Raw genomic sequence first — 12,660 nt, forward strand, 5'->3', positions numbered from 1 at the left:
TTAGGAGAGCCTAACCTAGTTTCCAGGAGGGATCGCGGCCACTGAGTCCCAGGACACGGTCCAGCAGAGGCGCGTTCGAGCCGACCTCCACCGCGGCTCCGAAGAGCGAGCCGTCGCGGTCTTCGGGACCGATCGACGACACGAAGCCGTGGACCACCTCCAGCAGACCGGGATCGACCTCGAACGGCTGACCGGTGGCGCGGGCCAGGTCCCAGCCGTGCAGCACGATCTCGTCCAGCGCCACCCCGGCGGCCACCTCGCCGGGCAGGTCGACGCCGCCCGCCGCGGTCATGCCCTCCCACGCCTGCGGCGCACGCCAGGCCGCCGCGAGCTCACCCAGGCGGGCCGGGATCGACTCGCGGAAGTCCAGCGGCAGCCGGGTGGCGTCACCGGACGCCGTGCCCTCCAGCGGGGTCTTCAACGCGGCCATGGTGAACGCGACCGACAGGCCGTTCACGTGGTCGAGCAGGTCGCCGACCGTGTACTCCGGACACGGAGTCGGCGCCTTCAGGTCGCCGTCGGTCACGTTGCGCACGATCTCCGCCAGCCGGTCAGCGGCGGGCGACAAGTCGTACATCAGTAGCCGTCCCCTCCCCAGAACTGTTCCTCGAGCGTGTCCGCGGTTCCGGCGAGCAGCTGCAACGGGTCGGTGAACTCGTGGATGTCGAGGTCCTTGAGCGGCAACGAGTGCCGCACCACGACGTGCTCACCCATGATCGCGAGGCCGCAGGCGACGGTGGAGCTGCCCACCTCCGCCAGCACCGCGCGCAGGTCCACCTGGGACGCCAGCCCGCACGGGGAGGCGATCTGCACCCATTCGTGCATCTTGTCGAGGACCTCGCGGACGATGATCACGACCTGCGTGCGGTCGTCCTCGTCCTCCTCCTGGTCCCCGAAGGTGAAGAGGATCCTCAGCTCCTCGTCCTCGTCGCTGATGACGTCGTACTCGGCGCGGACGTAGTCCGCGAGGTCTCCCCAACTCGCCATGGCGCAACCCTACTGGCCGAGATCGCCCACAGCCCGGCGACCAGCACGGCCAGCACCTCGGCGGCGAGCAAGATCCTCTCGATGTAGCCCAACGGGAACACGCGCCACCACCGAACGTCCGACACCGCCCCCAGGAAGATGGCGTAGAGCAGCGGCATGAATGCGACAACGCTCAACAAACCGGACGCCATGGTCCACCTGGCGTGTCGTCCCCAGACGTGGTGGCGCAGCCACGGCCTGGCCAGCGCGATGATCGCGATCGGCAGGCTGACGAACGCGAGCATGCTGCCGAAGCGGTGGATGCTGCCGCTGAGCTGGTTGGTGCCCATGGCCCAGTTCGTCTTCGGGAACACCACCACGAGCAGGAGCCCGACCGACCACAGCAGCAGTGCGACCGAGCCGGCGGAACGCCACCTGGCCACCCCCTTGTGGACCAGGACGCAGAGGATGGCGAACGACCCGGCGGCCAGCAGCAGCACGGCCACGTCGAACACCGGCCGGTGGTCGCCCAGGGCGTACTCGCTGATCGTGCGCCGCAGCGGGCCGACGGTCAGGTCGAGCAGACCGACCATGGCGATGGTCACGACCACCGCGAGTGAACCGCCGGTGGCGGCGAGACGAGGAATCAGCACAAACCGGTCAACGAGCCGATGAACCCGCGGGGTTCCTGGGTTCAGGAAGCCGACAGGATGCACTCAGCGTTCCGACACGTTCCGTCCTGGCGAGGGTCAGCTCAGGATCGCGCCGCACGTGATGTTGACCTGCGCTCCCGTGATCGTGCGTCCCCAGTCGGAGGCGGCGAACACGGCGGCGCGGCCCACGTCGTCCAGGGTCGCGGCCCTGCCGAGCGCCGTCTGCCCGACGATGTCCGGCTCGACCTGGTCGCGGAACCCGGCGGGGATCGACTCGGGGATGCCGCCGGTCTGCAGGGTCACCACCCGCACGCCCTGCGGGCCGAGCTCGGCGGCGAGCTGGCGGCGCATCGCCTCGACCGCGTCGAACGCCGCGACCAGGCCGCCGAGGTGCCAGCGCCGGTGCACCGACCCGTCGCTGGTGCCGCCGAAGAACAGGATCACGCCGCCGCCCTGCCGGACCATGTGGCGTGCGGCGGCGCGGGAGGTGAGGAACTTCGAGCGGACGTTCGTGACGACCGGGCTGAGGTAGTCCTCGACGCTCATCTCGTGCATCGGGGTGCCTTGGACGTCGTTGTCGGAGATGACGTTGACGGAGATGTCGATCCGGTCGAACGCGGCGGCGTGCTCGTCGACCTGGCGTTCGTCCAGCGCGTCGACCACGGCGTACCGCGCGCCGATCCGCTCGGCGGCCTCCCGCAGCGGTCCCTCGTTGCGCGCCGCGAGGTGCACCACGGCGCCTGCCTCGACGAACGCCGTGGCGATCGCACGACCGATGGTGCCTGCGCCGTAGATGACGGCCGTCTTGCCGTCGAGGTTCATCGGGGTGCCCGCGAACCTGCCTTCGAGCTCGGGTCCGGTCATCGGCCAAGCCTAGGCACTCACTTCAACGCCTGCGCGGCTTCGGCGAAGACCGCCTCGGCGACGGCGTTCAGGGCCGGTGAGTCGAGCTTCCACTGCTGCCAGTACAGCGGCACGCTCACCGTGCGGCCCGGCGCGAGGTCGACCAGGCCGTCCAGCAGCTGCTGCGGCGGCACCATGCCCCAGCCGAGACCGGCCGCGATCGTGCGCACGTACACCTCGGACGACGGGACGTAGTGGCGGTGTTCGGAGGCACCGCGGCCGCGGGTCAGGGTGCGGACGAAGCGGTCCTGGAGGTCGTCGTTGCGGTCGAACACGACGACGGGCGCGTCCGGCAGCCAGGACTTCGTCTCGCCGGTCGCGTGCCGATCCACAAAGGACTGCGTGGCCATGGCGGCATAACGGATGTGGCCCAGCTTGCGGACCGAGCAGCCGGCGACGGGCTCGCGGGAGGACGTCACCGCGGCCATCACCGAACCCCGGCGCAGCAGTGCGGTCGTGTGGTCCTGGTCCTCGCGGTGCAGCTCGAACGAGATCCGCAGGCCGGGCGAGACGCGTTGCAGGGCGGGCAGGAACCAGGTGGCGAGCGAGTCGGCGTTCACGGCGATCGACACCCGCACGACGGCATCGGTTCCGAGCGCCGCGCCGAGGTCCTGGTCGAGGGCGAGCAGTTGCCGACCGTAGCGCACGAGCACCTCACCGGACGGGGTGAGGCGCACCGGGCGGGCACGGACGAGCAGGACGCGGCCGGTGCGTTGTTCGAGCGCCTTGATGCGTTGCGAGACAGCGGAAGGAGTGACGTGCAACGCGCTGGCGGCCGCGTCGAACGTGCCGGAGTCCACCACCGCGAGCAGCGTGCGCACCAGGTCGAGGTCCATCACGAGCGCTAATGCTACGTAAGAACCATTAGCTGGTCTCATCAAGAACGCGTCAATAGCGTGGACCGCGTGAGAGACCTGCTGCTCGGCTTCGGCACCATGATGACCCTGATCGTCGCGATCGGCGCGCAGAACGCCTTCGTGCTGCGCCAAGGACTTCGCCGCGAGGCCGTGGCGAAGGTGGTCGCGGTGTGCGCGGTGTCGGACGCGGTCCTGGTGGCGGTGGGCGTCGCCGGGTTCGGGGCGATCGTCGGGCGGTGGCCGCAGGCGGTCACCGTCGCCGCGGTGGTCGGCGGGCTCTTCCTGCTCGGGTACGGGTTCCTGGCCGCGCGGCGCGTGTTCCGCCCGCAGGCCATGCACGTCGAGAGCGGTGCGCACAGCCGCCCTGTGCTGACCGCGGTCGCGCTGACGTGGCTCAACCCGCACGTCTACCTCGACACCGTGCTGCTGCTCGGGTCCATCGCGGCCGGCCGGTGGCTCTTCGGCGTCGGCGCGGTGACGGCGAGCATCACCTGGTTCGTCGCGCTCGGGTTCGGTGCCCGGCTGCTCAGCCCGCTGTTCGCGAAGCCGCGGGCGTGGCGCGTGCTGGACGGCGTGATCGCCGCCGTGATGATCAGTCTCGGGGCCGCGCTGCTCGCCGGCTGGTGACCAGCACCACCACCGCCGACACGGCCAGCACCCCGCTCGTCACGGGCGCCGCGGCACCGACGACGAGGGACGCGCAAGCCAGCCCCGCACTCACCACGCCACCTGCCACGACCTTCGGCCGTACGTCACCCACGAAGATCACCCTACTCGCGACGCGCCCATGTTGGGTGGTGATCCAGACCCCACCACCACATGTAGTATCTGCCGCGCTGGTGGTTCACCAACACGGCTCAACCGGGTCGGTGAGGCAAGAGGGAACCTGGCGCGAGTCCAGGACTGCCCCGCAGCGGTGAGTGGGAACGAAAGCCGTCAACGAAGCACTGGGCCCAGGCCTGGGAAGCGACGGCCGGTAGGCGTGAGTCGTGCGCCCACGAGTCCGAAGACCTGCCACTGGTGTGCGCGCAAGCCTGCGCGCACGACACGGTGCCCCGAGGGAGGGCGGCTGTGTGCTCCAGTGGTGTCCCCGCTGGCGTGCGCATGCGCGTTTTCCTCGGGCTTGCTCGCGAGGAGAGAGCGTGCCCGACCACCTTCCACCACTGGATCGCCTTTCTCCGCTGGATCGCCTCTCTCCACTGGATCGCCTTTCTGGGGTCATTCACGAAGCCTGTGCCGACCTGCCGAACGCGTCGGCCGAGGCGGTGCTGGCCGAGACCAAGCGGAACCTCTACGCCGGCATCACCGAGGCCGAACTGGCCCTGGCCCCGATCATGGCCGCGCGCACGATGGTCGAGCTCGACCCGGACCACTGCTACGTCAGCGCCCGGTTGCTGCTGGACAAGCTGCGCGCCGAGGCCTGCGGAGTCCCGCTGTCGCACGCCGAGATGACCGAGCGCTACCCGGCGTACTTCGCCTCGTTCGTCCGCTACGGCATCGACTGCGACCAGCTCGACCCGCGCCTGGCCTCGTTCGACCTGGCCCGTCTCGGCGCGGCCCTGGACGCGGCACGTGACCTGAACTTCCAGTTCCTGGGCATGCAGACGCTGTACGACCGCTACTTCCTGCACCACGACGGCCGCCGCTACGAACTGCCGCAGGCGTTCTTCATGCGCGTCGCCATGGGTCTCGCCCTGGAGGAGGACGACCGCGATGCCCGCGCGGTCGAGTTCTACGAGCTGCTGTCGTCGTTCGACTTCATGTGCTCGACACCGACGCTGTTCAACTCGGGCACGACGCGCCCGCAGCTGTCGTCGTGCTTCCTGACCACTGTGGACGACGACCTCGCCGGAATCTTCCACGGCATCAGCAACAACGCGCTGCTGTCGAAGTTCGCCGGTGGGCTGGGCAACGACTGGACGCCGGTGCGTGGGACCGGTGCGCACATCAAGGGCACCAACGGCAAGTCGCAGGGCGTGGTGCCGTTCCTCAAGGTCGCCAACGACACCGCGGTCGCGGTCAACCAGGGTGGCCGCCGCAAGGGCGCGGTCTGCGCGTACCTCGAAACCTGGCACATCGACGTCGAGGAGTTCCTCGACCTGCGCAAGAACACCGGCGACGAACGCCGCCGCACCCACGACATGAACACCGCGAACTGGGTGCCGGACGAGTTCCTGCGCCGGGTCCGCGCGAACGGCACGTGGACGCTCTTCTCCCCCGACGAGGTGCCGGACCTGCACGACGCGTTCGGTGACGAGTTCGCGGTCAAATACCGGGCGTACGAGGAGAAGGCCGCCCGGGGCGAGATCAAGGTCTTCCGGCAGCTCCCCGCCGTCGACCTGTGGCGGCGCATGCTCACGATGCTGTTCGAGACCGGGCACCCGTGGATCACGTTCAAGGACCCGTGCAACCTGCGGTCGCCGCAGCAGCACAGCGGTGTCGTGCACTCGTCCAACCTGTGCACCGAGATCACGCTGAACACCACGGTGGACGAGGTCGCGGTCTGCAACCTCGGCAGCGTCAACCTCGTCCGGCACGTGACGGAAGACGGCATCGACCACGCGCGGCTCGAGAAGACCGTGCGCACGGCCGTGCGGATGCTCGACAACGTGATCGACGTGAACTACTACACGATCCCGGAAGCCAGGAACTCCAACCTCCAGCACCGGCCGGTCGGCCTGGGACTGATGGGCTTCCAGGACGCGTTGTTCACCCTCGGCACACCGATGGCGTCGCCGGAGGCCGTCGAGTTCGCCGACCGCAGCATGGAGGAGATCAGCTACTACGCCATCGAGGCGTCCGCCGACCTGGCCGCCGAACGCGGCGCGTACCGGTCGTTCGACGGCTCGCTGTGGTCGCGCGGCGTCCTGCCGATCGACTCCGTCGAGATCCTGGCGCGGCACCGCGGTGAGGACGAGCTGCAGCAGGACCGCGAGTCCACGATGGACTGGGACGCCCTGCGGGCCAAGGCGCGCAAGGGCATGCGCAACTCGAACGTCATGGCCGTCGCGCCGACCGCGACCATCGCGAACATCACCGGCGTGACCCAGTCGATCGAACCGCTTTACCGCAACCTCTACGTGAAGTCGAACATGTCCGGCGACTTCACCGTGATCAACCCGGACCTGGTGCGCGCGTTGAAGCAGCGCAAGCTGTGGGACGAGCAGATGGTCGCGGACCTGAAGCTGCACGACGGCAGCCTCGGTGCGATCGACCGGGTGCCGCCGTACCTGAAGGCGTTGTACGCCACGGCGTTCGAGGTCGACAGCTCCTGGCTGATCGAGGCGGGCAGCCGCCGGCAGAAGTGGATCGACCAGGCGCAGTCGCTGAACCTGTACCTGGCCGCGCCGAGCGGCCGCAAGCTCGACGAGCTCTACCAGCTGGCGTGGCTGCGCGGGCTCAAGACCACCTACTACCTGCGCACGCAGTCAGCGACCCACGTGGAGAAGTCCACCCTCCAGGGCACCGACGGCAAGCTCAACGCCGTCTCGCCCGTCGCCGTGGACCCGTCCTGCTCCAGCACCGACCCCGACTGCGAGGCATGCCAGTGACGAACATCGAAGCCGGCGCGGCGCGGGTCAGCGTCGGCGACAAGGCGATGATCAACTGCCGGGCCGACGTCAACCAGCTGCTGCCGCTCAAGTACCACTGGGCGTGGGAGAAGTACCTGGCCGGCTGCAACAACGCGTGGATGCCGACCGAGGTCTCCATGCAGGCCGACATCGGCCTGTGGAAGTCGCGCGACGGCCTGACCGCCGACGAGCGCCTGATGACCAAGCGGAACCTGGGCTTCTTCGCGACGTCCGAGTCGTTGGTGGCCAACAACATCGTGCTCGCCGTCTACCGGCACCTGACCAACCCCGAGTGCCGGCAGTACCTGCTGCGCCAGGCGTTCGAAGAGGCCGTGCACACGCACACCTTCCAGTACATCTGCACCTCGCTCGGTCTCGACGAGGGCGAGCTGTTCAACATGTACCGGGAGATCCCGTCCATCACGGACAAGGCCGCCTGGGCGCTGCAGTTCACCCAGCACCTGGAGGACCCGGGGTTCCGCACCGGCACGCCCGGCCGCGACCAGGCGTTCCTCAAGGACCTGGTGGCGTTCTACGTGGTCTTCGAGGGCATGTGGTTCTACACCGGGTTCGCGCAGATCCTGTCGCTGGGCCGGCGCAACAAGATGGTCGGCGTCGCCGAGCAGTACCAGTACATCCTGCGCGACGAGTCGATCCACCTGAACTTCGGCATCGACGCGATCAACCAGATCAAGCTCGAGAACCCGCACCTGTGGACCGACGTGTTCCGCGAGGAGGTGCGGACCATGCTCGCCGAGGGCTGCGAGCTGGAGATCGCCTACGGCCGCGAGACCATGCCCAACGGCATCCTCGGGCTGAACGCCGAGCTGTGCGAGCAGTACATGCGGTTCATCACGAACCGCCGCTGCGCCCAGCTCGGCCTCGAACCGGTGTGGGAGTCCGCGGAGAACCCGTTCCCGTGGATGTCGGAGATGATGGATCTCAAGAAGGAGAAGAACTTCTTCGAGACCCGCGTCATCGAGTACCAGAACGGCGGCTCACTGCAGTGGTGACAACACCACTGCTTCAGGAAGCCCGGCCCGGTCCGCCACCGGCCACGCCAGCGGATCGGGCCCCAGCTTCACCAGCTCGGCGATCTGCAGCCGGGACCACGGCGAGATCACACGCGTCCCGTTCAGCGCGGACTCGGCGAACTCGGTCCACGGGACCCGTTCGGTGGAGTCGACCTCGTCCGGGTTCGGGTTCGGCTCGTCGTCGGACAGGACCCGGAACACCGGGCACATCTCGTTCTCGACGACGCCGTCCATCTCGGCGCGGTAGCGGAAGGCGGGCAGCAGCAGCTCGGGCTCGGCGCAGCTCATGCCGAGCTCGTCCCGCAGCCGGCGCAGCACGGCCTGCGCCATGTCCTCCTCCGGCAGCGGGTGGCCGCAGCAGGTGTTGGTCCACAGGCCGGGGAAGGTCTTCTTGTGCAGCGCGCGCCGGGTGAGCACGGTGTTGCCGGCCGAGTCGAAGACGTAGCTGGAGAACGCCAGGTGCAGCGGGGTGTCCGCGTGGTGCACGACGGCCTTGTCCTCGACGCCGATGGCCGAACCGTCTTCGGCCAGCAGGACCACCTGTTCCACAGTCACGATCACCACGTAACCACATCCGCGCGGGCAGCCGGAACCGGGGACCGACATCGTTGTCCAGAACCGGACCGGGCAGCTTGAGCGCGGAGATAGCGGGAACATAGGTGGCGCCCGTCACCCTGGGGGCATGACAACCCCGTTCGTTTCGGCTCACACCATGTTCCTGGTGCTGGTCAGCCCGACGGGCCAGTACTCGATCTGGCCCGCGGTGCTGCAGGTGCCCGCCGGCTGGCAGGTCGTCCACGGCGTCGCGTGCCGGCAGTCGTGCGAGGAGTTCGTCGCCGCGGTCAGGGTGGACCTGCCGGCGGCCGCCTGACACGCTTCACCCGGTGGTGTCCGCACCCGGCAGTTGATCTGTGACTCAGGTCACTGCAACACGGGAGCCGCGGGGAGCCAAGTGGGGGCGTGATGTTCGCGGAGCTGTTCGACGAGCACGCCGGCGCCCTGCACAGATACCTGGCGCGGCGGGTCGGCGTGGACGTGGCCGACGACCTGGTGAGTGAAACCTTCCTCACCGCCATGCGCAGCGAGGACGGCTACGACCCGGACCGCGGCAGTGTCGTGGGCTGGCTCTACGGCATCGCGACGAACCTGCTGCGCGGGCACGCCAAGCGCGAGGTGCGGCTGCTCAAGACCGCCGAGCGCTACGGCGTGGACCTGGGCGTGGCCGAGTCGCTCGAGTCGACCGTGGTCAGCCGGATCGACGCCCGGTCGCACCTGCGGCTGATCGCCGGTGCGCTGGCCAGGCTGTCGGAGGCCGACCGCGACCTGGTCCTGCTGGTGTCGCTCGCCGGACTGGAGGTGCAGGAGGCGGCGCAGGCGCTCGGCCTGAACGCCGCCACCGCCCGGTCCCGGCTGCACCGGCTGCGCACGAAGCTGAAGGAAGTGGAGCTCCGCCATGCGTGAACTGCTGGACGACGACCTCGCTGAGCTGTACCCGGTCCGGCAGACCGAAGAAGACCTGCGTCTGGCCAAGATGCGCGAGCGCCTGTTCGCGCAGCCGCGCCCGCGCCGGGTGCCGAGGTGGGTCGGGGTCGCCGCGGCCGCCGTCGCCGTGCTGCTGATCGCCGGGGTCGTGGTGTTCGTGCGACCGGTCAAGCAGGAGACCCAGGTCGCCACGATGCCGGTCGCGCCCGCGACCTCGTTGCTGGAGGCGGCGGCCATGCTGGAGGTCTCCGCGGAGCCGCTCGGCCGGTTCCGGCACGTCCGGTACCAGTCGTGGGTGACCGCGACGACCGGGGACCTCGGCACCGCCGGCTGGGGCGCGACCCAGTTCGAGTGGCAGACCGACGTCTACCTGCCGGTCGAGAAGGGGCAGAACCCGGTCTCGCACACGCGGCTCACCGGCAACCACCGGCCGGTCGCCGGTGTGCAGAAGACCGCGGAGCTGCTCGAACGGCAGGAGGACCAGCAGGGGCCCGAGCTGTGGACGACGCTGTGCACGCACACCCCGTGCCACGAGGTGAACCTGCTGATGCCGCTCTCCGGCGACGCCAAGTTCAAGCTCCAGAGCGCCAAGACGACGCTGACCTCGCCGTACACGACGAACCAGGAGAAGGCGGCGCTCTACCGGCAGCTGGCCACCGACCCGGCCGTCCGCTGGGAGAACGGGACGGTGTCGATGGAGGGCGGCATGACCACGTTGCGGATCGACCCGGCGACCGGTGAGGTGGCGGGTTTCTCCGACCGCGACCCGTACCCGCCGACCGGGACGCACGTGCCGCCGGACATCGTGACGCTGGAGGTGTCGATCACCTACGGGTGGACCGATCAGCGCCCGTCGTAGGAACGCGGCAGGTACCAGGCGAGTGCGGCGCGCAGCTCGGCCACCTCGCGGTCCCGGCGCCGCCGCGAGCGTTCGTGCGCGATCGGGAACACCCGCACACCGCCGTGGTGGGCGCCGAAGAACCGCCGCGGTGCCGGGTCCTTGAGCCAGACCACGACCCACGGGCGCTTCTTGTGCGGCACCACCCTCACGCGCGCGAGCTCGTACCACCAGTACTGGTGGAACTTGCCGTTGCGGGTGGTCGCGATGCCCTCGCGGCTGATCTCCACGACCACCTTGCGGCGCGCGGAGGCACCGAAGAACCGCGCCGCCCGCACCACCAGCACGCAGAACGCGGCCAGCGCGAGCAGCTGCGTCGCCCCGTTCGCCTGCGCGGCCGGGTCGGCGATCGCGGCGGCGAGCAGGGCTGCGGCCAGGTTCACCACACCCCAGGTGGCCGGCACGACCCGGGACGTCGAGAACGTCGCGGCGGCCGGGGTCATCGGGGTGGGCAGCTTCGTCGTCGGCGGCTTCGCGAACTGGGCCAGCAGCCTCGTGACCTCGGGTGGCTCCGGCCGCTTGGCCGGGTCGCGGTGCATGCACCGCTGCACCAGCGGCCGCAACGACTTGGGCAGCCCGTCGAGGTCCGGCTCGCCGTGCGCGGCCCGGTACAGCAACGTCGCCGTCGGCCCCTCGCCGAACGGCCCCTTGCCGGTGGCCGCGTAGACCAGCACCGCGCCCAGCGCGAACACGTCGCTGGGGCAGCCCACGTCCTGCCCGGTGATCTGCTCGGGCGAGAGGAACCCCGGCGTGCCGAAGACCATGCCGGTCTCGGTCAGCGCCGTGTGCTCCATCGCCCGCGAGATGCCGAAGTCGATGACCCGCGGCCCGTCCGCGCCGAGCAGCACGTTCGACGGCTTGAGGTCGCGGTGCACGAGCCCGGCGGCGTGGATCGCGGTGAGCGCCTCCGCCAGCCCCTCGGCGAGTCGTCTCAAATGGTGCTCGGGCAACGGCCCGTGCCGTTCGACGGCCTCCTGCAACGTCGGCCCCGGCACGTACTCGGTCGCCATCCACGGCCGCGCGGCCCGCGTGTCGGCATCCAGCACCGCCGCCGTCCCCGCCCCGCCGACCGCCCGTGCCATCTGCACCTCACGCCGGAACCGCTCGCGAAACCGCGGGTCGTCGGCGAGCTCGGCACGCGCGACCTTGACGGCGACCTGCCGCCCGTCGCTGCTCTGCCCCAGGTAGACCGTTCCCATGGCACCACGACCCAGCCTGCCGAGCAGCAGGTAGTCGCCGATCCGCTGAGGTTGGTCCACCTTCACCGGATCGAGGGTAGCGGGAACTCGGGCTCAAGCCTCACATCTGAGTAGATCTACGTATGGTTGTCACCCATGGGTCGGACCCGCTTGTACCGCAACGGCGAACTGGTGCACCAGGACTTCCCCGCCGCCGACGTCGCGCACCTGCTCGAAGATCACTCGGCCGTGGTGTGGCTCGACCTCTGCTCACCCTCCGAGGCCGACATCGCCCTGCTGCGCGACGACCTGGGCCTGCACGACCTGGCCATCGAGGACGCCCTCGGCGAACGCCAGCGCCCGAAGGTCGACCGCTACCCCTCCCACCTCTTCCTCGCGGTGCACGCCGTCTCCTACGCCGACCACGAGGTCACGACCACCGAGGTCGACGTCTTCGTGCTCCCCCGGGTCCTGGTGACCGTCCGCGAGAACGACTCCTACCCCCTCGACGGCGTCCTGCGCCGCTGGGACTCCGGCACCACCCTCGCCCCCTCCGGCGTGAGCTTCCTGCTGCACGGCCTGCTCGACGACGTGGTCGACGGCCACCACGCCGCCGCCCAGGCGCTCGAAGACGACATCGAGGACGTCGAGGACGAGATCTACCAGGAGAAACCCCACCTGGGCCGCAAGATCCTGAAGCTCCGCCGCGCCCTGGTCCAGCTCCGCCGCGTGGCCCTGCCGATGCGCGAGATCCTCGGCTCCCTGATCCACCGCGACCACTCCCTGGTCGACGACACCCTGATGCCCTACTACCTGGACGTGAAGGACCACACCCTCTTCACCGCCGAGCTCACCGAGTCCCTGCGCGAACTGGTCACGAACCTCCGCGAGGCCGAGGTCGCCGTCCAGGGCAACCGCCTGAACTCCATCATGAAGAAGGTCACGAGCTGGGCCGCGATCATCGCCGTCCCCACCGCCATCTCCGGCTACTACGGCATGAACGTCCCCTACCCCGGCTTCGAGCAACGATGGGGCTTCTGGGTGGCCACCACCGGCATCCTGGGCCTGTCCTACTTCCTGTACCTGATGTTCAAACGCCGCGACTGGTTGTGAGGCA

At 69.5% G+C, this 12,660-nt stretch carries 15 protein-coding genes and 1 riboswitch; of the genes, 7 read left to right on the top strand and 8 right to left on the bottom strand.

The genetic code is table 11. The features are described from left to right. Positions 1-10: 10 nt before the first annotated feature. The 5 genes from BBK82_RS46325 to BBK82_RS46345 form a co-directional block, all read right to left on the bottom strand. Positions 11-577 (bottom strand): TIGR03086 family metal-binding protein, encoded by a 567-nt coding sequence (locus BBK82_RS46325; protein WP_065920587.1) that lies wholly within the window; start codon positions 575-577, stop codon positions 11-13. Beyond that, complete coding sequence (locus BBK82_RS46330; RefSeq protein ID WP_065920588.1) at positions 577-987, bottom strand: type III secretion system chaperone family protein; 411 nt, start codon at positions 985-987, stop codon at positions 577-579. Before BBK82_RS46330 ends, BBK82_RS46325 begins: the two co-directional genes overlap by 1 nt. Beyond that, positions 912-1,619, bottom strand: coding sequence for a DUF998 domain-containing protein (locus tag BBK82_RS46335; protein WP_237047959.1), 708 nt, complete (start codon positions 1,617-1,619; stop codon positions 912-914). The genes BBK82_RS46330 and BBK82_RS46335 overlap by 76 nt, the downstream gene beginning before the upstream one ends. A gap of 96 nt (positions 1,620-1,715) precedes the next feature. Further along, positions 1,716-2,441: an SDR family NAD(P)-dependent oxidoreductase gene (locus BBK82_RS46340; RefSeq protein WP_065921908.1), complete on the bottom strand. Its 726-nt coding sequence runs from the start codon at positions 2,439-2,441 to the stop codon at positions 1,716-1,718. A 59-nt stretch (positions 2,442-2,500) separates the two neighbouring features. Then, positions 2,501-3,358 (bottom strand): LysR family transcriptional regulator ArgP, encoded by an 858-nt coding sequence (locus BBK82_RS46345; RefSeq protein WP_065921909.1) that lies wholly within the window; start codon positions 3,356-3,358, stop codon positions 2,501-2,503. 99 nt (positions 3,359-3,457) lie between these two features. Between BBK82_RS46345 and BBK82_RS46350 the strand changes: the two genes are divergently transcribed. Further along, positions 3,458-4,006 carry a LysE/ArgO family amino acid transporter gene (locus BBK82_RS46350; RefSeq protein ID WP_065921910.1) on the top strand — a complete coding sequence of 183 codons (549 nt, stop codon included), beginning with the start codon at positions 3,458-3,460 and terminating at the stop codon, positions 4,004-4,006. Here the strand turns inward: BBK82_RS46350 and BBK82_RS51360 are convergent. Then, positions 3,972-4,139 carry a hypothetical protein gene (locus tag BBK82_RS51360; protein WP_154697903.1) on the bottom strand — a complete coding sequence of 56 codons (168 nt, stop codon included), beginning with the start codon at positions 4,137-4,139 and terminating at the stop codon, positions 3,972-3,974. The genes BBK82_RS46350 and BBK82_RS51360 overlap by 35 nt on opposite strands. A gap of 63 nt (positions 4,140-4,202) precedes the next feature. Then, a riboswitch (cobalamin riboswitch) is annotated at positions 4,203-4,412 on the top strand. Between the two features lie 166 nt (positions 4,413-4,578). Here BBK82_RS51360 and BBK82_RS46355 point away from each other — a divergent pair. Then, positions 4,579-6,930: a ribonucleoside-diphosphate reductase subunit alpha gene (locus BBK82_RS46355; RefSeq protein ID WP_083269012.1), complete on the top strand. Its 2,352-nt coding sequence runs from the start codon at positions 4,579-4,581 to the stop codon at positions 6,928-6,930. Next, a complete protein-coding gene (locus BBK82_RS46360) occupies positions 6,921-7,964 on the top strand; it encodes a ribonucleotide-diphosphate reductase subunit beta (RefSeq protein WP_083268656.1) in 1,044 nt (347 codons plus the stop codon). Before BBK82_RS46355 ends, BBK82_RS46360 begins: the two co-directional genes overlap by 10 nt. Here BBK82_RS46360 and idi read toward each other — a convergent pair. Further along, on the bottom strand, positions 7,950-8,534 hold the full coding sequence (gene idi / locus BBK82_RS46365) for an isopentenyl-diphosphate Delta-isomerase (RefSeq protein ID WP_065921911.1): 585 nt from the start codon (positions 8,532-8,534) through the stop codon (positions 7,950-7,952). The genes BBK82_RS46360 and idi overlap by 15 nt on opposite strands. A 133-nt stretch (positions 8,535-8,667) precedes the next feature. On the opposite strand from idi, the gene BBK82_RS46370 reads away from it, so the two are divergent. The 3 genes from BBK82_RS46370 to BBK82_RS46380 all read left to right on the top strand — a co-directional run bounded on the left by BBK82_RS46370 (position 8,668) and on the right by BBK82_RS46380 (position 10,326). Then, positions 8,668-8,856 (top strand): MbtH family NRPS accessory protein, encoded by a 189-nt coding sequence (locus tag BBK82_RS46370; RefSeq protein WP_065920590.1) that lies wholly within the window; start codon positions 8,668-8,670, stop codon positions 8,854-8,856. 92 nt (positions 8,857-8,948) lie between these two features. Further along, on the top strand, positions 8,949-9,446 hold the full coding sequence (locus BBK82_RS46375) for an RNA polymerase sigma factor (protein ID WP_237048508.1): 498 nt from the start codon (positions 8,949-8,951) through the stop codon (positions 9,444-9,446). Next, positions 9,439-10,326 (top strand): hypothetical protein, encoded by an 888-nt coding sequence (locus tag BBK82_RS46380; RefSeq protein WP_065920592.1) that lies wholly within the window; start codon positions 9,439-9,441, stop codon positions 10,324-10,326. Before BBK82_RS46375 ends, BBK82_RS46380 begins: the two co-directional genes overlap by 8 nt. Here BBK82_RS46380 and BBK82_RS46385 read toward each other — a convergent pair. Further along, positions 10,311-11,630, bottom strand: coding sequence for a serine/threonine-protein kinase (locus BBK82_RS46385; RefSeq protein WP_065920593.1), 1,320 nt, complete (start codon positions 11,628-11,630; stop codon positions 10,311-10,313). The two genes, BBK82_RS46380 and BBK82_RS46385, sit on opposite strands and share 16 nt — an antisense overlap. A gap of 69 nt (positions 11,631-11,699) precedes the next feature. On the opposite strand from BBK82_RS46385, the gene BBK82_RS46390 reads away from it, so the two are divergent. Next, complete coding sequence (locus BBK82_RS46390) at positions 11,700-12,656, top strand: magnesium transporter CorA family protein (protein ID WP_154697904.1); 957 nt, start codon at positions 11,700-11,702, stop codon at positions 12,654-12,656. Positions 12,657-12,660: the final 4 nt, after the last annotated feature.

Source organism: Lentzea guizhouensis (genome assembly GCF_001701025.1).
GTDB classification, from domain to species: Bacteria; Actinomycetota; Actinomycetes; order Mycobacteriales; family Pseudonocardiaceae; genus Lentzea; species Lentzea guizhouensis.

Excerpts from the sequence above, each read along its gene's own strand:
- BBK82_RS46330 (WP_065920588.1), bottom strand. The coding sequence starts at position 987 with ATGGCGAGTTGGGGAGACCTCGCGGACTACGTCCGCGCCGAGTACGAC.
- BBK82_RS46340 (WP_065921908.1), bottom strand. The coding sequence starts at position 2,441 with ATGAACCTCGACGGCAAGACGGCCGTCATCTACGGCGCAGGCACCATC.
- BBK82_RS46360 (WP_083268656.1), top strand. The coding sequence starts at position 6,921 with ATGCCAGTGACGAACATCGAAGCCGGCGCGGCGCGGGTCAGCGTCGGC.
- BBK82_RS46345 (WP_065921909.1), bottom strand. The coding sequence starts at position 3,358 with ATGGACCTCGACCTGGTGCGCACGCTGCTCGCGGTGGTGGACTCCGGC.
- BBK82_RS46370 (WP_065920590.1), top strand. The coding sequence starts at position 8,668 with ATGACAACCCCGTTCGTTTCGGCTCACACCATGTTCCTGGTGCTGGTC.
- BBK82_RS46390 (WP_154697904.1), top strand. The coding sequence starts at position 11,700 with ATGGGTCGGACCCGCTTGTACCGCAACGGCGAACTGGTGCACCAGGAC.
- BBK82_RS46325 (WP_065920587.1), bottom strand. The coding sequence starts at position 577 with ATGTACGACTTGTCGCCCGCCGCTGACCGGCTGGCGGAGATCGTGCGC.
- BBK82_RS46350 (WP_065921910.1), top strand. The coding sequence starts at position 3,458 with ATGATGACCCTGATCGTCGCGATCGGCGCGCAGAACGCCTTCGTGCTG.
- BBK82_RS46380 (WP_065920592.1), top strand. The coding sequence starts at position 9,439 with ATGCGTGAACTGCTGGACGACGACCTCGCTGAGCTGTACCCGGTCCGG.
- BBK82_RS46375 (WP_237048508.1), top strand. The coding sequence starts at position 8,949 with ATGTTCGCGGAGCTGTTCGACGAGCACGCCGGCGCCCTGCACAGATAC.